The sequence below is a fragment of the Rhodococcus sp. IEGM 1302 genome (assembly GCF_030056935.1).
Classification (GTDB): domain Bacteria; phylum Actinomycetota; class Actinomycetes; order Mycobacteriales; family Mycobacteriaceae; genus Rhodococcus_F; species Rhodococcus_F qingshengii.
Genome location: NZ_JASHKY010000002.1, coordinates 104,705 through 125,879 on the forward strand (window position 1 = coordinate 104,705; position 21,175 = coordinate 125,879).

At 62.4% G+C, this 21,175-nt stretch carries 21 protein-coding genes; 11 read left to right on the plus strand and 10 right to left on the minus strand.

Annotated elements, in window-relative coordinates:
• Positions 1–25 precede the first annotated feature (25 nt).
• On the minus strand, positions 26–793 hold the full coding sequence (locus QM609_RS05165) for an SDR family NAD(P)-dependent oxidoreductase (RefSeq protein WP_003944195.1): 768 nt from the start codon (positions 791–793) through the stop codon (positions 26–28).
• 158 nt (positions 794–951) lie between these two features.
• On the opposite strand from QM609_RS05165, the gene QM609_RS05170 reads away from it, so the two are divergent.
• Genes QM609_RS05170 through QM609_RS05185 form a run of 4 tightly spaced genes read left to right on the plus strand, consistent with a single transcriptional unit; the run spans position 952 to position 4,782 of the window.
• The gene (locus QM609_RS05170) at positions 952–1,542 is read left to right on the plus strand and encodes a hypothetical protein (protein WP_050655957.1); all 591 of its coding nucleotides are present in this window, start codon (positions 952–954) and stop codon (positions 1,540–1,542) included.
• Entirely contained in the window at positions 1,535–2,185 is a 651-nt protein-coding gene (locus tag QM609_RS05175) for a DUF6308 family protein (RefSeq protein WP_003944144.1), read from the plus strand. Before QM609_RS05170 ends, QM609_RS05175 begins: the two co-directional genes overlap by 8 nt.
• Positions 2,186–2,220: 35 nt before the next feature.
• A complete protein-coding gene (locus QM609_RS05180) occupies positions 2,221–3,678 on the plus strand; it encodes an HNH endonuclease signature motif containing protein (RefSeq protein WP_050655958.1) in 1,458 nt (485 codons plus the stop codon).
• 3 nt (positions 3,679–3,681) lie between these two features.
• Positions 3,682–4,782 carry an FAD-dependent monooxygenase gene (locus QM609_RS05185; protein ID WP_050655959.1) on the plus strand — a complete coding sequence of 367 codons (1,101 nt, stop codon included), beginning with the start codon at positions 3,682–3,684 and terminating at the stop codon, positions 4,780–4,782.
• Here QM609_RS05185 and QM609_RS05190 read toward each other — a convergent pair.
• Together QM609_RS05190 and QM609_RS05195 are read right to left on the minus strand one after the other, a co-directional pair.
• Positions 4,745–5,203: a GNAT family N-acetyltransferase gene (locus tag QM609_RS05190; RefSeq protein ID WP_257216395.1), complete on the minus strand. Its 459-nt coding sequence runs from the start codon at positions 5,201–5,203 to the stop codon at positions 4,745–4,747. The genes QM609_RS05185 and QM609_RS05190 overlap by 38 nt on opposite strands.
• A 104-nt stretch (positions 5,204–5,307) precedes the next feature.
• Positions 5,308–5,991 carry a TetR/AcrR family transcriptional regulator gene (locus QM609_RS05195; RefSeq protein ID WP_007735953.1) on the minus strand — a complete coding sequence of 228 codons (684 nt, stop codon included), beginning with the start codon at positions 5,989–5,991 and terminating at the stop codon, positions 5,308–5,310.
• Between the two features lie 102 nt (positions 5,992–6,093).
• Between QM609_RS05195 and QM609_RS05200 the strand changes: the two genes are divergently transcribed.
• Genes QM609_RS05200 through QM609_RS05220 form a run of 5 tightly spaced genes read left to right on the plus strand, consistent with a single transcriptional unit; the run spans position 6,094 to position 11,752 of the window.
• A complete protein-coding gene (locus QM609_RS05200) occupies positions 6,094–7,284 on the plus strand; it encodes a lipid-transfer protein (RefSeq protein WP_007735955.1) in 1,191 nt (396 codons plus the stop codon).
• A gap of 42 nt (positions 7,285–7,326) precedes the next feature.
• The gene (locus tag QM609_RS05205) at positions 7,327–7,758 is read left to right on the plus strand and encodes a type II toxin-antitoxin system Rv0910 family toxin (RefSeq protein WP_030535858.1); all 432 of its coding nucleotides are present in this window, start codon (positions 7,327–7,329) and stop codon (positions 7,756–7,758) included.
• A gap of 7 nt (positions 7,759–7,765) precedes the next feature.
• Positions 7,766–8,641, plus strand: coding sequence for a MaoC/PaaZ C-terminal domain-containing protein (locus QM609_RS05210; protein ID WP_050655961.1), 876 nt, complete (start codon positions 7,766–7,768; stop codon positions 8,639–8,641).
• Between the two features lie 41 nt (positions 8,642–8,682).
• Positions 8,683–9,549, plus strand: coding sequence for an SDR family oxidoreductase (locus QM609_RS05215; protein ID WP_050655962.1), 867 nt, complete (start codon positions 8,683–8,685; stop codon positions 9,547–9,549).
• A gap of 4 nt (positions 9,550–9,553) precedes the next feature.
• Positions 9,554–11,752, plus strand: a complete 2,199-nt coding sequence (locus QM609_RS05220) for an acyl-CoA dehydrogenase family protein (RefSeq protein WP_042453232.1) — start codon at positions 9,554–9,556, stop codon at positions 11,750–11,752.
• A gap of 19 nt (positions 11,753–11,771) precedes the next feature.
• On the opposite strand, the gene QM609_RS05225 is transcribed toward QM609_RS05220, so the two are convergent.
• The 4 genes from QM609_RS05225 to QM609_RS05240 all read right to left on the minus strand — a co-directional run bounded on the left by QM609_RS05225 (position 11,772) and on the right by QM609_RS05240 (position 14,947).
• Positions 11,772–13,184 (minus strand): amidase, encoded by a 1,413-nt coding sequence (locus QM609_RS05225; RefSeq protein WP_050655963.1) that lies wholly within the window; start codon positions 13,182–13,184, stop codon positions 11,772–11,774.
• A gap of 90 nt (positions 13,185–13,274) precedes the next feature.
• Positions 13,275–13,433 carry a hypothetical protein gene (locus QM609_RS05230; RefSeq protein ID WP_003944172.1) on the minus strand — a complete coding sequence of 53 codons (159 nt, stop codon included), beginning with the start codon at positions 13,431–13,433 and terminating at the stop codon, positions 13,275–13,277.
• Positions 13,434–13,577: 144 nt separating this feature from the next.
• Positions 13,578–14,228: a sterol desaturase family protein gene (locus tag QM609_RS05235; RefSeq protein WP_003944185.1), complete on the minus strand. Its 651-nt coding sequence runs from the start codon at positions 14,226–14,228 to the stop codon at positions 13,578–13,580.
• Entirely contained in the window at positions 14,225–14,947 is a 723-nt protein-coding gene (locus QM609_RS05240) for a FadR/GntR family transcriptional regulator (RefSeq protein ID WP_050655964.1), read from the minus strand. The genes QM609_RS05235 and QM609_RS05240 overlap by 4 nt, the downstream gene beginning before the upstream one ends.
• A gap of 166 nt (positions 14,948–15,113) precedes the next feature.
• On the opposite strand from QM609_RS05240, the gene QM609_RS05245 reads away from it, so the two are divergent.
• Both QM609_RS05245 and QM609_RS05250 read left to right on the plus strand, forming a co-directional pair.
• Positions 15,114–16,136 (plus strand): ABC transporter substrate-binding protein, encoded by a 1,023-nt coding sequence (locus QM609_RS05245; RefSeq protein ID WP_050655965.1) that lies wholly within the window; start codon positions 15,114–15,116, stop codon positions 16,134–16,136.
• A complete protein-coding gene (locus QM609_RS05250; protein WP_050655966.1) occupies positions 16,133–17,146 on the plus strand; it encodes an ABC transporter substrate-binding protein in 1,014 nt (337 codons plus the stop codon). Before QM609_RS05245 ends, QM609_RS05250 begins: the two co-directional genes overlap by 4 nt.
• 12 nt (positions 17,147–17,158) lie before the next feature.
• Here QM609_RS05250 and QM609_RS05255 read toward each other — a convergent pair whose 3' ends face one another.
• The 3 genes from QM609_RS05255 to QM609_RS05265 are packed head-to-tail and all read right to left on the minus strand — an operon-like array spanning position 17,159 to position 21,128.
• A complete protein-coding gene (locus QM609_RS05255) occupies positions 17,159–18,610 on the minus strand; it encodes an amidase (protein ID WP_050655967.1) in 1,452 nt (483 codons plus the stop codon).
• A gap of 33 nt (positions 18,611–18,643) precedes the next feature.
• Entirely contained in the window at positions 18,644–19,906 is a 1,263-nt protein-coding gene (locus QM609_RS05260) for an amidohydrolase (protein WP_042920611.1), read from the minus strand.
• A gap of 13 nt (positions 19,907–19,919) precedes the next feature.
• Positions 19,920–21,128, minus strand: coding sequence for an MFS transporter (locus QM609_RS05265; RefSeq protein WP_042920610.1), 1,209 nt, complete (start codon positions 21,126–21,128; stop codon positions 19,920–19,922).
• Between the last annotated feature and the right edge of the window lie 47 nt (positions 21,129–21,175).

The window sequence follows — 21,175 nt, forward strand, 5'->3', positions numbered from 1 at the left end:
TTAATAAAGGCGCACAGCAGGGAGGTTAGCGCGGCGCCATGCGCAGTGCGCCGTCCATGCGGATGGTCTCGCCGTTGAGGTAGTCGTGCTCGACGATCATCTGCGCGAGCTGCGCGTACTCGGACGGCTGGCCCAGGCGCGACGGGAACGGAACGCCGGCCTCGAGGCCCTTGCGGTACTCGTCGGTGACGCCTGCGAGCATCGGGGTGTCGATGATGCCGGGAGCGATCGTGTTGACGCGGATGCCGAACTGCGCAAGGTCACGGGCAGCCGGAACCGTCATGCCGTGCACGCCGCCCTTGGAGGCGGAGTACGCGATCTGGCCGATCTGGCCTTCGAAGGCAGCAACGGAAGCGGTGTTGATGACAACGCCGCGCTGGCCCGACTCGTCGACGGCCTCGGTCTTGGCGATGGCGTCGGCGGCCAGGCGCATGACGTTGAAGGTGCCGAGCAGGTTGACGGTGATGACCGTGCGGAACAGCTCGAGGTCGTGCGGACCCTTCTTGGACAGGATGCGTCCGGCCCAGCCGACACCGGCACAGTTGACGACGATGCGCAGCGGGGAGCCCGACTCGACGATCTGGTTGATCGCTGCTTCGACCTCTTCGCCGCTGGTCACGTCGGTGGGGATGAGGGTGACGCCGGCGGGGACGTTGTCGCCTGCGCGCTCGATCGACGCGGGCAGATCCAGGCCGAAGACGGTAGCGCCGGCGTCGGCGAGGCGCTTGGCTGTTGCGGCGCCGAGGCCTGATGCCGCTCCGGTGACCAGTGCTGCGGTTCCCTTGATTTCCACTTCGTGTGCTCCTCGAGTTAGCGATCGGTAAGGCGGTGGTACGTGTCGAGAACCATAACGCGAGGGTGTATGTGAGGGCGAACGCGCGAGACCCGCGTAGGGCTGGGTACCTTGGACGCGAGGTCTGAGAGCAAAGCACCGGACGAGAGGGGACCTGCGTGAGCAAGGCGCCTGTGCGTCCCGCCGCTTCTGTCGAGAATTTCGAGCGGTTGCAGCGCGACCCTCTCTTCGAAGATCTTGCCGAACTGATTGCCGAGGTTCTCTCCTACGCGTTCGACGCTCCGGCCGCCGTCGAGATCGAACAGTGGACGATCAGTTGCCTGCCGTCGACCAACCGATCGGCGGAGCGCCATCGCTTGTTCACGCTCAATATCGGTCCGATGGAGATTCTGAGCGTCGAGTGCCATCTGGTCGGCGGTAAGGCGATCGAGCACGTCATGTCCGTGTACGTATCCAGTTCGGCACTGGAATCGCGAACCGGATGCAGCATCGAAGAACTCGACGCCAAGCACGATCTGGTCGCCATCAGACGCACCGAGTTGGCGTCCGCCGACGGCGACGGGACCGTGATCGACTGCAGTCTCGAGGACTCGGATGCGTTGGAACAGTTTGCTCAACTGCCCGTCGACATGACGACGGTTCGTCCGCTCGCGGAGCATCTTGTTGCCAAGGGCAAGGGCCCATTTCGGCAGTATCACAACGCCGGGTTCGCCAAATATGTACTGGAAAGGTCGCTCGACCATGCTTGATCAGTTGCCCATCCGACTCCCGCGTGTGCTGCGAGACGGGGACGATGACGGCGCGGTCGACGTGCTGCAGGAATATTTCACGAGGCCGCTCCGAAAGACCGGTTATCTCCGAACCGGTGCGTTGTGGGATTCCTGGGATCCCAGTGGCAATCGCGATCGTGATGCGAACATCTTCACCGCGGAAGATCTTGTTGCGGTGACGCTTCTGTCGGTTCAGGTTCCGGCGCAAGGAGCCTTCTTCCTGCTCGGGGAGAACAATGCCGAACTGAACCGACTCCTGGCGGACGTGGGCCCGGATCGCGATCTGTCGAACGAACCCGATCCCTTCACTCCGGAATCCCCGGTGTGGCGGTTGGAGACGGCGCTTCGAGAGATTCACGGTGTCGGGCGAACCATGGCGTCCAAACTGATCGCGCGCAAGCGTCCGCGACTCTTCCCGATCTACGACGACGTCATCGGGCGGGAGTTGGGAACGAAGTCGGCCCACCTGGAACCTGTTCGCGTAGCCATGCGGGAAGACGAGTTGCAGAGTCGACTCCTCGATCTACGTGCACGAGCAGGTCTCGACGAATCCGTTCCGGTCATCAGGGTGTTGGACGTGCTGGCGTGGATGCAGGGTAAGGGATACAAACCGGCACTCTAGCTTTCTTGTCGGTGGGTGGGTTTATTGTCGAATGTATGTTCGATAAGGGATTGACGAGCGGTGTGGGGACATCCGTCGATGACGGCCGTCCTGTCGTCGACCCACTCGTGTTGCCGGACATGCTCTTTGCGACGGCGCAGAGCGAGAACATGCTAGCCGCGCAAAAGGTGCTCGGTGCATCCATGTTGTCGGAGTCGCGATTCAACGCCGAACTCGACGTGTCCGGTGATGTCGACAAGGCGTGGCGGATCGCATGCAACGAGATCGCGGTCATGCTCACGTGCTCGCGTCGTACTGCCGAAGTCCACATCGAGATCGGTGATGCCCTACGGGAGTTCCTTCCGCTCACCAAGGCCGCCTTCGCTGCCGGCGAGTTGGACTATGCGCGTGTGCGCAAGATTGTCGACGGACTCACCGGGGCCGATCCGGAGGCGATCGCAGCACTCGAGCGCCGGGTACTTGCCTCGGCGCACCGTCTTCCGCCCGGGCAACTGGAGCGCGACATCGAGCGCCAGCTCTTTGCCTACGATCCGGACGCTGCCGCCGAACGTCGCCGGAAGATGCTGGAACACCGCGATGTTCGCACGCGTGCAGACCGTCACGGACTCGCCCAGTTGCAGGCAACACTCAGTGCGACCGAGGCCGTCGAAGCGCTTGGCCTGATCAACGAGGCCGCCGGAAGCGTCTGCAACCACGATCCACGAAATGTCTCGACCCGTAGGGCCGACGCACTGGTAGCTCTCCTGCACGGCGAACAGGGGCTGACTTGCCAGTGTGGCAGCGAAACGTGCGAGGCAGTATCCCCAGCAGCTCGATCGACTGCATCCTCACGTCGGAAGCCGTTGTTGCACATCGTGTGTGATCTGGCGACGCTCCTCGGATTGACGTCAGATCCCGCGAGCATCGACGGATACGGGCCGATCGATCCTGATTTTGCTCGCGAGCTCTCCGCTGATTCCACCTGGCAGGCCTTGTTCGTCGATTTCCGCGCCCAGGTCGCGGGGAATCGACCGCGTCGGCAGCATGCTCCCACTGTCCTGCCGCTTGTCACCCGACGTGATCGCCCAAGTCGCGAACCGAACGGCTGCGGGGATCGGATTCGGGCAATGCAACGGTTGGTCGCGCGATCCCCGGACATCGTTCGAAGATCGGATGGGCACGGCGCCCAGCACGATCCACCTCCCGGCGCGCTGATCTATGCTCCGGGAGCGGCTCTGGCCGCATTGGTGCGGGCCGTCGACGGTCACTGCCGGTTCCCTGGTTGTTCGGTGCCCGCGAACAGGTGCCAACTCGACCACATCACCGAGTTCGATCCTTCCGATCCGAGACGTGGTGGGTGGACCATTGCGAGCAACCTCCAATGCCTGTGTCGTCATCACCATCAGGTGAAGACATACAGGTTGTGGACGCCGGTGATGCTGGAGGACCGTGCCATTCACTGGACCGATAAAACCAGCGGGTTGACGGCTGTCACGGTTCCGGAGAGGATCTGACCTGTGCCGGAAGGACAGTGCGCGGGAATCGTCGGCGGGGGAATTGGCGGGCTGACGGCTGCCATCGCGCTCCGCAAAGCAGGCTGGGATGTCACCGTGTACGAGCGTTCGTCCGAGTTCACGGAGGTAGGCGCCGCCGTCGTGTTGTTTCCCAACGCTCTGGCAGCGTTGGACGAAATCGGTGTAGGCGAACAGGTCAGGGCGAATTCCCTTCCGTACAGCTCGGGCGCGATCAGGAATCTGCGCGGGCAAAATCTGGTGACGCGCAAAATTGGTGACCTCGCCGGCGGTCGCGATCTGGTGACAATCCACCGCGCCGATCTGATCGACGTGTTGGTTCGCGCAATCTCCGCCGAGTGTCTACGCACCGGAACCAGGGTGACGGGTGTGGGCTGCGGAGATCACGGCCGCGCCGAGATAGTCACCGACGGTGATACCGCTCGATACGACCTTGTCGTTGCCGCGGACGGTGTGCACAGTGTTGTGCGACAGCAGATCTGGCCCGGCGAGGGAACCGTGGTACATACCGGAGTGTCAGCTTGGCGCTGGATCGTCGATGGTCCACCGCCGGATTTTGTCGGACAGGTATGGGGGATTCGAGGGGAGTTCGGGATTCTCCCGTTGGCGGGCAACCGCACCTACGCTTTCGCGGGTGCGCAACGCGGCGAGAGTTTTGCGCATTTTGCGGACTGGCCCGAACCTGTGTCGCAGCTCGTCGCGAACGCTGACCCGGCCCGCATCATCGAGAACGAACTGCTCGAGATTCGGACCCCGAAGTTGTTGACACGCGGCAAAGTTGCGTTGATTGGCGACGCCGCTCATGCCATGCGCCCTCACCTCGGGCTAGGTGCGGCTTTGGCGATCGAGGACGCCGTTACTCTTGCTGCCTATGCGGACGATCTCGCCGGCTACACAAAGGCTCGACGTCATAGAGTTCGAACTGTTCAATGGATTTCGCGACAGATGTCGACCGTCGTGATGCCGGACAATCGATCGTTAGCGGCGGTGCGTGACGTCGTTGTGCGGTTGACTCCCGACATCCTTGCCTTGTCGGTATTCGGTGTGATCAACCGTTGGCGGCCGAAGCCGATCGAGAGGCACTGACTTCGAAGATGGTCTCCAGACCGTCTTCTTCGTCCCACTGCTCACCGACTTCGTTGAAACGGTACTGGCTGATCAGATTTCGTGATGCGATGTTGTCCGGACTGATGGTCGCTCGAACGGTGTGTACTTCGGATTCGCGACTCGCGACGTCGAGAAGTATCTCGAGGGCGGCCCGTGCGTATCCCTGGCGCCGGAACGCCGGGTCGATGCGATATCCGACCTCCACTGTCCCGCGCGCATCGGGGCGACCGTGGAATCCGGCCAACCCCACCGGCGTCGAGGTGCGGGCATCGACTGCGATGCGGGTGATCCACGCGCTGTCGAGGGGATTCTCTGCTATCTGCTTGCTACGGTAGCGCCACAAGCCCTGGCATTCTTCGCCGAGGAGATACGGGGTCAGGAGGTCGGGTGCGAGTTCCATTGCAAGATTAGCGTTGTCTTCACCAAGTGCGTGGAGGGCGAGTGATGGAACCTGGACCAGTTGAAGTCCACGTCCGCCGAGTGTCCAGGGTAGTTCGGTGACTGTCACAGGTCGGCGATCGGAGTCGACAGCGTTATGTCGACACCGATGCTCCGGAGATTGCCGTCGAGGACTTGCCAGATGGAGCGTTCGAGGAATTCGGCCAATTCCGCACTGGTCACATCGGAACCCGGCTGGCTGAGCCAACGGTTGACGCTGACGTCGACCAATCCGATGACGCCGAAAGCCAAGGGCTCAGCCATCTTCGACGGTTTGCCACGGCTGGTGAGGATCGTGCCCAACAAATTTCCCAATTGGACGGCGATGGCCGTCTTGGTTCCGGTTACCACTTTCGAACCGGTGGCCCGCGTACTCGGCGAGCCCTTGCCTAAAAAGTGGTGCAGTCGTGGATATTTCACAATCCACTGGAGGTAGGTCTCGACGGCCCGTGAGATGGCCTCGCCGACGGTGCCTTGTGGCGTGAGGGTGGGGGTCAGGTCGGTCATCATCATCTCGAGGATGCGGACTCGCAGCTGCTCGTCGAGGTCGGCTCGATCCTTGAAGATCCGGTAGACAACAGAGCGGGGGACGTCGGCGCGCTCGGCGATCTGCTGGACGCCGACGTCGGCGCCACCTTCGTTGACTGCATCGAGTGCTGCGTCGAGGATCCGCGCTTTGCGCTGCTCCTTGTGATCGTTCCAGCGAGTGCTGCGCCCGTCGGGCTGCGCCGACTCGGCTGTTTTTGTCATAAATCGAACGATACTCACCCCGCCATTGACTGGACAAGATGTCTCACATACTTTGGTGGGACAGCGTGTCACACACAGATACCGTTCTCTTCAGGAGTGGCAATGAGTAACAGGGTTTTTGTCGTCGGCGTCGGCATGACGAAGTTCGAGAAGCCGGGAGCCCGCGAGTGGGACTACCCGGATATGGCACGCGAGTCGGGTACCAAGGCGCTCGAAGATGCGGGTATCGACTACACCGAGGTCGAGCAGGCATACGTCGGCTACGTCTACGGCGAGTCCACCGCAGGTCAGCGCGCTGTCTACGAGCTCGGTCTGACAGGTATCCCCATCGTCAACGTGAACAACAACTGTTCGACGGGATCGACCGCGCTCTACCTCGCCACGCAGGCGGTCAAGAGTGGTCAGGCCGACTGCGCACTCGCGCTGGGCTTCGAGAAGATGCAGTCCGGGTCCCTCGGATCCACCTACGACGACCGTGAACAGCCCCTCATGCGGCACCTCCTCGCTCTCGCCGAGCTGCAGGAGTTCGCGATGCCGCCGGCTCCGTACATGTTCGGCGCCGCGGGCGTCGAGCACATGGAACGCTTCGGAACCACTGCCGAGCAGTTCGCGAAGATCGCCGTCAAGAACCACAAGCACTCACTGAACAACCCGTACGCGCAGTTCCAGGACGAGTACACCCTCGAGCAGATCCTCGAAGCACGCCAGATCCACGGGCCGCTCACCAAGCTCCAGTGCTCGCCCACCTCGGACGGATCCGGCGCGGCGATCATCGCCAGCGAAGCATTCGTCGAAAAGCACGGGCTCGCTGCTCAGGCGATCGAGATCGTCGGACAGGCCATGGTCACCGACATGAACAGCACTTTCGAGGACAAGAGCGCCATCAGCCTCGTCGGCGCAGACATGACCCGCAAGGCCGCCGAGAAGGTATACGCCCAGGCCGGGATCACCGCCGACGACGTCGACGTCATCGAACTCCACGACTGCTTCTCCACCAACGAGTTGCTGACCTACGAGGCACTTGGACTGTGCGCCGAAGGTGACGGCGGCAAGCTCGTCGACGCCGACGACACCACCTACGGCGGACGCTGGGTGGTCAACCCGTCCGGCGGCCTCATCTCGAAGGGCCACCCCCTCGGAGCAACAGGCCTCGCGCAGTGCGCCGAACTCACCTGGCAGCTCCGCGGAACCGCGGACAAGCGTCAGGTCGACGGCGCGAAGGTCGCCCTCCAGCACAACATCGGACTCGGCGGTGCAGTTGTCGTGACCGCATACAAGCCCTACGCACGCTGAATCACACCCTCAACCCGCCAGCTACCCACTAGGAGTTTCATCATGGCTTCCGTTTCCGTCTCCGCCGTACTGCCCGCATCCCCCGAGAAGACCTGGGATGCGCTCTCCGATCTGTCTCGCTGGGAAGAGTGGCTCACCATTCACCAGGGCTGGAAGAGTGAACTCCCCACCGAGGTCGCGTTGGGCGCCAAGTTCACCGAGGTCGTCTCCGTGATGGGTATGGCCAACAAGATCGAGTGGACCGTCGAAGAGGTCGAGGTTCCGAAGATGGTCAAGATTGCCGGTACCGGAATGGCCGGCGTCACCGTCGAATTCATCCTCTCGGTCGAGGCCGACGGTGCGGGTTCGAAGGCAACCGTCGACGCCAGCTTCAAGGGCACCATGATCGTCGGGCCGATCGGCAAGGCAGTTGCCAAGAACGCCAAGGCTGATCTCGAGGCCTCGCTGGCCAAGTTCGCCGAGCTGGTCGGGTAACGGCTCGATGACGACACCGAAGACCAACGCGGTCGAATTCGATACGTCCGGGCTGGACGTATGGACCGATCCGGAGCACTTCGAGGTGACAGCCGAGCGCATCGCCGAATATGCCGCTGCCACAAACGACCCCATCGAGCGACACCTGAAAGGCGAGATCGCTCCGCCGGTCTTCGCGGTGGTACCCGTCTTCATGTCGATGGCACCCGCTGCGCTGTCGGTGGCGCCGGTCGAACTGCTGATGAAGCTCGTTCACGGTGAGCAGGACTTCCTGTTCCACCGTCCGATCTACCCTGGCGACCATCTGGTCGCTCGCGCCAAGCCCATCGGATTCGAGGGCCGGGACAACGGGTCCACCGTCGTCATCTACGTCGAAACCAAAACCGACAAGGGTGAATTGGTCAACGAGCAATGGATGACAGCGTTCTTCCGCAAGGTCGACGCGGGCCCCGGACTGGGCGAGAAGGCTCCCGAACACCGATTCGACGACGCTCTTCGCGCTGGTAGTCCCGCAGCGGTGGTGAACCAGCATATCGACGAGGACCAGACGTTCCGGTACTCACCGGCTTCCGGCGATCCGATGCCGATCCACCTTGACGAGGAGATCGCTCGGATGTCCGGGCTCCCCGGAATCATCAACCACGGACTGTGCACGATGGCGTTCACGTCGTGGGGAGCCCTGACCGAACTGGCAGGCGGCGAGACCGAGCGGTTGCGCCGTCTCGCAGTGCGATTCGCGAAACCCGTACTCCCGACCCAGGACATCGAGACGGTGTTCTACAAGTCGAGTTCGGCAGACGGAGCCACGTCGTACTCGTACGAAACCAGCGCGGTCGGTGACCTGGTCATCAAGGACGGCCTCGCGGTCATCGCCGACAAATGAGTCTTCATGTCCGACAACTGAACTGATGGGAATTTGAACTGATGGGAAGTCTCGACGGTCGCGTAGCGATCATCACCGGAGCAGGACGCGGCATCGGCCGTGAGCATGCGCTGCTCTTCGCTCGTGAGGGTGCGAGCGTCGTGGTCAACGACCTCGGCGGCGCAAACGACGGTTCCGGTGCAGATACCGGCCCCGCGCAGCAGGTAGTCGACGAGATCGTTGCCGCAGGCGGCAAGGCCGTTGCCAACACCGACAACATCGCCACCTGGGACGGTGCCGAGGGCCTCGTCAAGCAGGCCGTCAGTGAGTTCGGCCGACTCGACGTCCTGGTCAACAACGCCGGCATTCTTCGTGACGCCTTCATCGCGGGTATGGACGAGAGCCAGTGGGACGCAGTCATTGCCGTGCACCTCAAAGGACACGCAGCGACACTGCACCACGCTGCCGCATACTGGAAGGACCAGAGCAAGGCAGGCGAGACCGTCAACGCTTCGGTCATCAACACTGCTTCGGCTTCGGGTACCTTCATGCCCAATGCGGGCCAGGGCAACTACGGTGCCGCCAAGGCGGGCATCGCAGCCCTGACGTTGGTGGCCGCTGACGAGCTCGATCGATACGGCGTGCGCGTCAACGCAATTGCGCCGATCGCGCGTACTCGACTGACGCTGGCGACACCCGGTATGGGTGCGCTCTTCGCGGCCGAGGTCCCCGAGGGTGAGTTCGACGCGTTTGCGCCGTCCAACATCTCGCCGCTCGTGGCCTATCTCGCGGCGGCGGACTGCAAGCTCACCGGCAAGGTGTATGCCGTTCAGGGTGGGGCCATCACGGAACTCGCCGGCTGGCACGGTGTGAACACCATCGAGAGCGAGGGTCCCTGGACCACCGCTGACCTCGCAGAACGACTGTAATCGCATGGCACGCAACGCATACGAACTCGGCCTCGGGCTGAGTGAGGAGCACACCGCGCTTGCAGATTCGGTGCGCTCCTTCGCCGAGCGCACCATCACCACCGAGCAGGTGCGCGCGGCCGTGGAGTCGCGGACCGAGGACAAGTTCCCCCAGTTCTGGACGGCACTCGTCGGGCAGGACCTTCTCGGGCTCGCGGTTCCGGAAGAGCAAGGTGGTCACGGCGCCGGCCTGCTGACCTTGGCGGTGGCACTGGAAGCATTGGGCCGCACAGTCTCTCCCGGCCCGTTCGTTCCGACGGTATTGGCAAGTGCCGTTCTCGGTGTCGCCGATTCCAAGGCGGGACCCGAGTTCCTGCCCGGTCTGATCGACGGAAGTCGTACGGCAGCAGTCGCCTTGGGTGCACCGTTGGCGGCCGAGTCGTCGGACGGTGGGTACAAGATCACGGGCGCACTCGACGGTGTGCTCGGTGGTGAGCACGCCGACGTACTGCTGGTTCCGATCCAGTTGCCCGAGGGCGTTCGCTACGCGGTGCTCGAGAGCAGCGCAGTCGCGATCACCGTTCAGGACAGCATCGACGTGCTGCGCGGTAGTGCGCGGATCGAAGCTGACAATGTTCAGATCAGCGCCGAACGGATACTCGACGGTCTCACCGAGGCGCGGGTACGGTCCATTGCCGCAGTCGTTCTCGGCGCCGAAGACGTCGGTGTCATGTCCTGGTGCGTCTCCACTGCATCGGAGTACGCCAAGACACGCGTGCAGTTCGGGCGACCCATCGGCCAGTTCCAGGGCGTCAAGCACAAGTGTGCGCAGATGGGCATTGCGCTCGAGCAGGCACGCGCCGTTGTGTGGGATGCGGCAAGCGCATTGGACAAGGGCGACGACACGGCAGATTTTGCCGCCGACATCGCCGCAGTCATCGTGCCGGACGCCGCAGTGCAGGTAGCGCAGGACTGCGTGCAGGTTCACGGCGGCATCGGATTCACGTGGGAGCACGACGCACACCTGTACTACCGCCGCGCGCTCTCGATCCGCGGCATTCTCGGCACCCGCGAGGATCGAGCCAATCGTGTTGCGCAGCAAGCACTTGACGGTGTCAGCCGGGCTTCGGTTCTCGAACTGCCGCCGGAGGCAGAGGAGATCCGCGGCGGCATCGCGGCCGAGCTTGCCAAGTTGGTCGAGCTCGACGAGGACGACCAGCTGATCGCGCTCGGCGACGGCGGCTGGGTTCAGCCGCACCTGCCGAAGCCGTACGGGCGCAGCGCCGCTCCGCTCGAGCAGATCGTCATCTCCCAGGAGATCAAGGCTGCCGGTATCTCGATGCCGCAGCTCTTGATGGGCACCTGGGCCGTGCAGGCCGTCGTAGCGCATGGTTCGGACAAGCAGAAGCAGGAATTGGCAGTACCGACCCTGCAGGGTGAGCTGGTGTGGTGCCAGCTCTTCAGTGAGCCCGGTGCTGGTTCCGACCTCGCATCACTGTCGACGAAGGCCGAAAAGGTTGACGGCGGTTGGAAGATCACCGGTCAGAAGATCTGGACCACGGTTGCTCAGTTCTCCGACTGGGCGATGCTGATCGCCCGTACGGACGCCGGCAAGCCGAAGCATCAGGGCATCACCTACTTCGTGCTCGATATGTCGACACCGGGCATCACCGTCCGCCCGCTGCGTGAGATGACGGGCTCGGCGTTGTTCAACGAGGTGTTCCTCGACGACGTGTTCATCCCCGACGAGAACGTGGTCGGCGAGGTCAACGACGGCTGGAACGTCGCCCGGACGACGCTGGCCGGCGAGCGCGTCGCGCTCAGCCAGAAGATGGAGGCGTACGCCTCGGACTCCGATCTGCTGAAGTTCGCGAAGTCGGCAGACCTGAGCCCGATCGGACGCTACCGTGTCGGCGAGCTGGTTGCGGAGAGTCAGGCGATCGATCTCATCGGTTCCCGCGTTGTGCTCAAGCAACTTTCGGGGATCGACGTGAGTACGACGTCGAGCGTCGGCAAGCTGTTGGCGATGAAGATCAGCCAGTCGATTGCCGAGTTCGTCGTCGCCGAACTGGGTGCTGCCGGAGCGGTCAGCATCCCAGGTCAGCCAAGCGACAAGGCGATGGAGCAACTCATTTCGGGCCGTGCCACCACCATCTACGGTGGCACCACCGAGGTGCAGCTCAACGTGATCGGAGAGCGCATGCTCGGATTACCGCGAGACTGAGGGTATTTACCGGCGAGGCTCAGTCCTGGATTCTTCTCCAGGGCTGAGCCTCTTCCAGTTCGAAGGCCAATTCGAGGAGTGTGCGCTCGTCGCCGAGATCGGCGGAGAAATGCGAAGCCAACGGCAAACCGTTGCTGGTCTGATGCATCGGTAGCGAAATCGCGGGACCACCGGAAATGTTGTTGAGCGGTGTGAACGACGTGTACGCGATCAGCTTGTCGAAAAGCTCCTCGAAAGGCTGAGCGGGAGAGAGGTATCCAAGCTCGGGGGTGGTGTGCCCCAGAGCCGGCGAGAGCACGACGTCGTACTTCAAGAACATGGCGCTGTACTGCTGCTGGAGCCGTCGCAGACGGTAGAGCACGCGCGGCGTCTTCACCAGGTTCTTCCGGTACAGCGTGTAGAGGCCCTTGGTGAGATTGTCGGTGCCGGACTTGTCGAAGTCGGGTCCGAGCATTTGTTTGCCACCGGTGGAGATGGCAAACGACAGAAAGCCCCAGTAAATGCTGAAGTCGTCGATGAATTCGGGGCCGACGGGCAGTGCCGCGTCCTCGACATGATGGCCAAGGCTTGCAAGGAGTTCGGCCGTAGCTTCGACGGACTTGCGCGTCTCGTCGTCCGTCTTGGTGACGGTGACGGAATCGGCGATCACGCCGACGCGCAGGCGGGTTGAGCTGGGTCCTTCGATCAAGCGAACCGGTGCGAGTCGCGGATTGCGGTAGTAGTTCTCAGCCGCAGACATCCATCGTGCAGTGTCGCGAACAGTGCGAGTAACGGCGCCCTGGGCGATCAACCGGATCGGCATCGACTTGTCGGCCGGATCGGCGATGGTGCGTCCGCGAGTGGGTTTGAGTCCGACGAGTCCGCAGGCAGCGGCGGGAATGCGAATCGATCCACCGCCGTCGTTGGCGTGCGCGATCGGGAGTACGCCGGCAGCAACAAGCGCGGCTGCCCCTCCCGAGGAAGCGCCCGACGAGTACGCCGGATTCCACGGGTTGTGCACGGGTTCTTCCGTCATGTATTCGGTGGACGCACTGAATCCGAACTCGGGCAGTCGGGTCTTGCCGATCGAAATGGCCCCGGTGGAGAGGAACTGCTTCGCAAAATCGCTGTCGGCTTTGGCGGGGATCGCGGTGAAGGCGGTACTGCCCTGCTGGGTGGGAAGGCCGGCGCTGTCGGTGTTGTCCTTGATCGCGGTGGGGACACCGGCAAAGACGCCCTTGGCGGGCCGGTTGCTCCTGGCGAGGGCACGATCGAAATCAGTGCAGGCCAGACCGTTCAATTGCCCCTGCACTGCCTCGGCGCGGGCGATTGATGCCTCCATGACTTCCCGTGCGGTCACCTCGCCTGATTCGATCCGGGCGGCGACGCCGGTGGCGTCGAGGTCGCCCAGGGCGTCGTCGGTGAAAGCGTGGATGGGGGTGTTCGCGGTCATGGGGATCCTTGTCAGGCGGAGGCACTCAGGTCGTCCGTCCAGCATATTGGACGGACGACCCCTGAGTGGCGCTATCTGTGGATTGCGGTATCAGCTACCGAAGATCGTCACTGCCTGCTCGGCCGCCTGCGGCGCCTGCTGGAACACTCCCTGGGGGATGAACTGCTGCGGAATGAACTGCTGGGGGCCCAACTGCTGGAAGTTCGTGACCATCGGGTGGATGACGTTGTTGAATACATCGTTGAACATGTGTTGTGTCCTTCGGTTACAGCGTTTTTCGAACTTCTGACTCCATCGACACTAAGCACAGTTCTGGTGAGTTTCAACGAAAATCACTGATACACAGTCAAGTTCAAGTTCATTGCCAGCTGGGGGCCAGGAATCGGTCTTCCTTCACAGCTTGGACGCTGCGCCGTGCAGGTTCTTGGCTGTCGGGGAGGTCTCGACGGATTTGGGATCGGGGTACGTGCCCAGTACGCGATCGGCAGTTCCCGCGGTGGTGACGGTGAACCAGTAGTGCTCGTTCTTGAAGTGGTGGTTGCGGTGATTGCGCCAAACCGACCGGTAGAGAGCAGTTTTCGGCTTGTAGTCACTGTGGATGAGGAAATGTGTCCACTCGTAACCGAGACCGAGCACGGAAATGAAGGTCAGGAACGTCAGACCGAGTTCGACGCGGGGAAATGCCAGGAGGGCGACGGCTGTCAGAACGGGAATCACGATCAGGAGCGTCTGCCACGGGATGAAGATGAGTGAGACGGTTCGCGGCGCAAAGTGGTGTTCCCGATGGCTGCGCGCCAGCCGTGAATCGAGTGTGACGCCGGCAATGGTTCGCGGCTTCCAATGGAGAACGAAGACGTGAATGATCCACTCCACGAAGGGGAATGCGGCAAGCATCACGAGCGGAACGAGGGCGTCGGTGATCTGCCAGTTGCCCACTGCGATGCGCGCCGCCGCGGCGGCCAGCAGCATGGTGCCGATCATCCACGGCGTCGGTGACTTGCGGAACGTCCGTGCGGCATCGGCGAGAGTGAGAGGCTTGCTCATGGTTTCAGTCCTTCCAGGAAGGTGAGAGCGTCGCCGATTGACGTCGTGCCAGTGTGAAGGAGCTGTGCGGCTGACGTCTCGGCAGTTGGCTCGTCGTGTGAAGTGATGGCGGAGGCCAGTTTTCGATACAGGTCGGTCTGGCCGACTTCGGCGACCATGACGGATGCAAGTGCAGTCATAGCCGGCTCGTATGCGGCCCGAAGGCTGTTGAAGATCAAACGGAAGGCAATGGAATCTGCGCTGTCGACGACGACGTCCCAGAACGCCAGAGCGCGGTCTTGCAACTCCACTGGATCTTCGGTGGCGCCTAGTTGATCAACGGCCGTGTCGAGTTCTCGGGCGGATTCCGCGGAGATGCGACGGGCGGCCAGCACAGCGATCTGCGGTCCCATCAACTCGCGAGTTTCCAGGACGCTGCGCACCACGCTCAGGTCGGGGACGCCGTCGCGCACCAGCAGCTGGGGGAGAAGTTCGGGTCCGGCCTGGCGTCGAAAATCGCGCACCGACGTGGACTCGCCCTGGCGGACCTCGACGAGTCCGGCTTGGGCGAGCTTCTGAATTGCCTCGCGGACTGCGGGCCGCGAGACGCCGAATGCCTCGGCGAGCTTGCGCTCGCTGGGTAGTGCCTCACCCGCAGCCAGCTCTCCGGCCAGCACTTTCACCGAAATCTGGTCAAAGACTGCGCCGGAGGCCGAGGTACGTGCAACGGGTTGAAACATGTACCGACCGTAACGCGCTTATCGGTAAGAGGTCAAGTGGTAATACCAGTTCAACGATTGGCGGCTTGGCGCGAAAGAGATACGTCTTGGCCAAGAGGCTTCACCGTAACGGCGCAGGTGAGAGTAATTTTAGGTAGCCCTAATTCGGATAACCGTCAGGAAACCCATGACATCACTCCTGTTACCGACTCCAGATACCGATGCAGAGTTCGCTCGCATCACCGCTGCCCTGACTCGACGCGGCTTTCTCGGCGGAAGTGCCGCCGCGCTGTCCACACTTGCTCTCGTCGGATGCAGTAGTGGGGAGGGCGGTGACGGTGCGGACGGCGCAACTCGTACTGTGCAGACGCACTACGGATCCGTGGATGTTCCCGTCGATCCGCAGCGCATCGTCGCCGTCTCATACAACACCCCGTGGCAGTTGCAAGCCGTCGGCGCCCGACCCGTCGCGACGCTCGACTACAGCGCGTACATCGACCAGTTCACCCCGACACAGCAGAAGTTCATCGACGGCTTGTCCACGGTGGGGGTTTTCCTCGAGGTCAACCGCGAAGCCGTCGTGGCTGCCGCGCCTGATCTCATCGTCGGCGATGCGTACGAGATCGACGAGGACATGTTCCGCGAGCTCTCGAAAATTGCTCCGACAGCGGTGTATTCGGGTACGAACCGATCGGATTGGCGCGCTGTCGCCGAGGGTGTCGCAGACGCGGTCAACAAGGGTTCGGCATTGACGTCGAATCGCGAGAAGTATCAGGCGATGCAAGAGCGAATCCGCACCGAATACGCCGCGCAGCTTGGCGAGAATCGGTGGGCCCAGGTTGCTATCGGTGGTTCGGAAGGGCTCTTCTCCATCCTGTATCCAACCGGAGTGACCGGCGCGATGCTCGCCGACCTGAACGTGACCCGCGGCGAATTCATCCCGGACCTGCGCCCAGCCACCGGCTTCGAAGCCTTCCCGCTCGAACAACTCGAAATGCTGCGGGACGTCACCGTCGTCATCTACCCGAAGCAGCCGAACGGAACTGATTCTGCAGGAATGAAATCCGTCTTCGCCAGCCCGCTGTGGAGCCGCATTCCGGCAGCAGCTTCGGGCCGGGTATTCGGAATCAGCACTCAGGTCACCGACTACGGCACTGCAATCAACTGGCTCAACGAACTCGAAACCGGCGCCTTGGAGGCACTTTCATGACATCACTTCTATTGCCCACCGCTGACACCGATGCCGAATTCGCTCGCATCACCGCAGCACTTACCCGACGCGGTTTCCTCGGAGTCGGTGCCTTGGCGGGGATCGGATTGCTCACGGCCTGTGGAACCAGCTCCGGTGAATCGGTCGAGGGTTCGATGCGCACCATCAACACGGCTCTGGGGCAGGTGGAAGTGCCCACCAACCCGCAACGGGTGGTCAGCGCCGATTACTACACGGGCCCCGCGATGTTCGACGCCGGGTTCACACCGGTCGGATTGCCGGTCGACTACGAGAACGCCGGCGGCGTCCCGGAACCCTATGCGTCCGCTCTGCGGTCTCTCCCGAAGGTGGGACGCTGGTACGAGCCCAACGCCGAGGCGATAGCGGCTTTGTCTCCCGACCTGATCGTGATGACCAACCTGCTGTCGGAGAACAACCCGGATCTTTACGAGCAGATCCGGTCGATCGCACCGACCGCGGTTTTTGCCGAAGACGGGCAGTACGCATGGAAGGAGCGCGCCTTCGGAGTCGCGGACGCGCTGAACCAGAGCGCGAAGGTTCAAGAGTTGGCAGATCGGTACGAGGCGCGGATCGCCAAGTTCCGCAGCGACAACGCTGATGTGCTGAGCAAGGTTAAGGTCGTCTACACCACGTACTTCGAGGAGAGTGGTTTCTCGCTGTACTCGCCGACCAAGTATCAGACGACGGTCATCAGCGAGGCCGGGTTCCAGTTCAACGACCGCTCACTCGCAATTCCCGCCGGCAGCAACGAGTGGTTCCCGAAGGAGCAGTTGGAGCTACTCGACGAGGCCGACGTCATCATCACCAACAGTGGCAAGGGCCCCATCAACGAGAAGTTGGCGAACGACACCATCTTCCAGCGTCTGCGCGCCGTCAAGAATGATCAGGTGTACTCGTTCGACTACGAGGGCGTCGCGTCCTTCGGTTGGGCCCTGACATTCCTCGAGCAGTTCCAGCCGATCGCTGAGGAGATCAGGGCCAAGCTCTGATCTCCTCAGCGATCACGAGGAAGCCGGCGCCACCACATTCAGCTTCGGTTGATGCTGGTCGGTGTATGCCCACGGGCGGATCTTCTCCAGTGCTTTGCCGATCCGGAACACGGTCGGTTCGTCGTACGTATGGCCGACGATCTGGACGCCCGTGGGAACGCCGTTGTGTGCGTGTCCACTGGGCACCGCTAGTACGGGACACCGATTGGCGACGTTGAACGGCAATGTGAGAAGTGCTTCGGCGGTGGTGTTCACGTGCTGACCCGCCACAGTGAGGCCGTCGAGCAAAGACTCGCCTGCCGGGAAGGCGATGGTGCCCGAAGTCGGGCAGATCAGCGCATCGAAGGGAGCCATCGCCTCGGCGAGCTCTCGTTGCATTTGGGTTTCTTTGCGAAGGCCGTCCAGAAATGACATTTCCGCAGCGCCCTTCGACGTGATCGCGACGTTGTCGAGCGTGTAATCGGCGAGAAGATCGCCGTGGGCGCGAGCAACTTCCGCGACGGATGCCCCCATGATCGTTCCGAAATGGACTTTCACCGCTGCTGCCATCGAGTCGCGAGTCCACGGCAGTTCGATCTCCTCGACGATCGCGCCGGCATCGACCAACGACTGTGCGAGAGCCCGGGTGTTCGCCTCGATGTCAGGCTCGATGGGGAAGTCACCGAGCCGCAGGCACAGGGCAATTCGCATTCCCTCGACCGACGGGTAATCGCGGGGCAGTGTGATCGCCGGCCTCAGGGAAGAATGGTCACGCGGGTCCGGCCCGATCAGAACGTTGGCCAAGAGAATTGCGTCGTCAACAGTTCGGGCCATCGGACCGTCGCCACGGTAGGAATCCATGGACAGCGGGGCGACCCCGGCGATACGCCCGTACGATGCCTTGAGGCCGACGGTGCCGGTAAAGCCTGCCGGGCCTCGTGTCGACCCGCCGATGTCGGATGCTGTTGCCAGAGTGGTAGTTCCGGCGGCGAGTGCGGCGCCCGCACCTCCGGATGAACCTCCGGGGCTGTAATCGAGGTTCCAGGGATTGCGGGTCACGCCCCACAAAGGAGAGTGTGTGAACGCCGCGACGCAGAATTCCGGTGTCGTCGTGCGTGCGTGAATCAGGCCGCCTGCTGCCAGAACTCGGTCGATCACGGGTGCGTTCTCGCGGGCGATGTTGCCGCGTCCCGCCAGAGAGCCTTCGGTCAGCGACTTTCCGGCAATGGAGTGTTTTTCCTTGGCAGCTACCGGAATTCCCTCCAGCGGCCGCGGGTCGGGTCCTTGGCCGCGATACCGGCTCTCGGCATCCCGGGCGCCTGCGAGTGCCTCGTCGAACATCTCTTCGGTGAAGGCATTGATGTGAGGTTCGAGCTTCTGGGTTCGGTCGATGATTGCCTTTAGCAGTTCGACCGGAGACAATTCCCGCGCGCGAAAGTGAGCAATGGCTTCGGTGGCGCTGAGGTAGTGCAGTTCGTCTGACATGACGTTATCTCCCTGGGACAGTATGTGTGGGAATCACGCGCTCCGCGCAAGGGCTCCCAGCGCGGCCGCGGTCATGGCTGTAACACCTTCGGGTAGGGCCGCGGCGGGATCTGGGGCGAAGCGCGGTGAATGATTGGACGGCGTGCCGGGTGGTATCCGTCCCTCAGCGAGCGCGGCAAGGGCGGTTCCGTCGAAACTTTGAAGTGCCGTTCCGCCGAAATGCCAGAATACGGAGGGGCATTGGGCGGCGGTGCCGAAGATGCCGAAGTCCTCGCTACCCGAAAGTGGTTGTGACAGAGTATGCATTCCCAAGCCGGCCTGTCGCAGGTCGGACATCACCGTGGACGTGGCGTCCGGAGTGTTGACCGTGGCCGGAAAGCCGTTGTACGCATGAACGTCCGGCGCGTCGGTGGCGCCTGCCCCGTCAGCTTCTGCGCGAGCGATCCTGCCCACCGATTCGAGCATGTGATCTCGCGACGACGCACTGAAAGTTCGCAGGCTGAGTAGCAGTTCGGCGTCGTCGGCAATGATGTTCGCAGCTGTGCCGGCGTGCAAGGCTCCCACCGTGAGCACAGGTGCTGTCGGGGTTGCCGCTTCATGAGCGACCAGACTTTGAATGCGCAGCGCGAAGGACGCTGCCATCAACAAAGGGTCGATGCATGCGTACGGTGATGACGCGTGTCCACCACGGCCGTGAAAGACCACTCGTATCGTGTCGGATGCTGCCATCAAGATGTCGGGTTTGCTGACCAACATCCCCGCCGGAGTCGGGCCCACGTGCTGTCCCAGGCAGAGGTCCGGTCGTGGGAAGCGGTCGAAGATTCCGTCGTCGACCATCGCACGAGCGCCGGAGCCGGTCTCCTCGGCAGGCTGGAAGACCGCGACAACAGTCCCGGTGATCGATGTCGGATCCGCGGAAAGTGCTGCGCACGTGGCAAGTAGCGCGGTTACGTGGACATCGTGGCCACACGCATGCATGACTCCATCAGTTCTGGAGGCGTAGGACAGCCCGGTGTCTTCTGCCACCGGCAACGCGTCCATGTCGGCGCGTAGCAGGATCACCGGACCGCTGCTCCCTTCGAGAACACCGACGACACCCGTACCGCCGACCCCGACCGTGACGTCCCAGCCACCGATTCGCCGAAGTTCCTCGGCAACAATTGCGGCGGTGCGAGTTTCGTCGCCGGACAACTCGGGGTGTGCGTGTAGGTCCCGGTAGAGCTCGAACCAGTGCGGCTCGACGGTTCGCAACCGCGACGGGTCTCCGAACTCGAGATTCGAAAGCAGTTGATTCATGGTTGATCTTCTTTCAGTTGGCGGTTTTCAGTTGCACCAGGTTCAGCATCTTTTCCCGGGTTTGTGGTGCTGCCATGACCGCGACGATCGCCACGACAGGCCCGAGCGCGAGAGATACGAACGCCGCTGACCAGGAGAGGTGGTCCACGATGAATCCGAATACCAACGGCGCGACTATTCCGGCGACCATGCCGCCGAAAATGATCATCGACGAGGCTGCTCCGACCACCGACGAAGGCAGGCTACGAAGCGGAAGTGCAAAACACGGCATGAAAGCGAAAGAGGCAGCGGCAGATCCGAGGGTGACGAGAACGACGAACAAGGCCGTGTTGGAGACGAAAGGAATCGAAACGAGCATCACGATGCACGCGAGCATGGACGGCACCACGACGACACGACTGTTGCCAGCCAGCCGATCGGAGATTCGCCCGCCGATGACGGTGGTCACGGCGGCCACCACGGTAGCCGGAATCAGAAGGAGGCTTGCGCTCGAGAGGGCGATTCCACGTTCGTCATGGAGGTACGACGGAACCCACGACGACATCCCCCAGATCACGAAGTCGTATCCGAAGAACATCAAGGCGAAGAGCCACATCGCGCGGGAGCGAAGTACGGTGCGCATGTTGTCCCAGGAAGAATCCGGACCGTGGTCGATCTCCGCCGGAAGTGCCGGCGGGAGCCACAACTTGATGCTGACGAGCGAGAGTACGCCGAGCGCCGCGACGGCCAGAAACATCCCACGCCAGCCGATCAACGGGAGAAGAGCTGCCGCAACAACGATGGCGAGAAGCGTACCGACGGCGTTGGAACTGTTCATCCATCCTGTGGCAGTGGCACGTTGCTCCGGGATGCTCCGCTCGGCAACGAGCTTTACTGCAGCGGCCGGAAACACGCCCTGCGCGAGACCGAAGAGAAAGCGAACAACCAGAAGCGTCCCGAACGACCAGGCAAGGGCAGTGAGGCCGGTGAAGACACTCCACGCCACCAACCCGATCAGAGCCATCCGGACTGCGCCGTATCGATCGGCGAGCAGTCCACCAGGCAGTTGGGCCAGCGTGTATGCAATGAAGAACGTGGAGATGATCAATCCACGCTGGGAGTAGTCGAGATCGAACTCCTCACCGAGCAAGGGGAGAGCGAGGTTGATCGCCAGCCGATCTATGTAGTCGATCGCGTACGCGACGAACAGCAACGCGACCGTGACTTTGGTGGAGCGAAGCACTGGGCCTCCAAGTGGTGAACCTGTGAAGTGATTCACACATCTTTGGC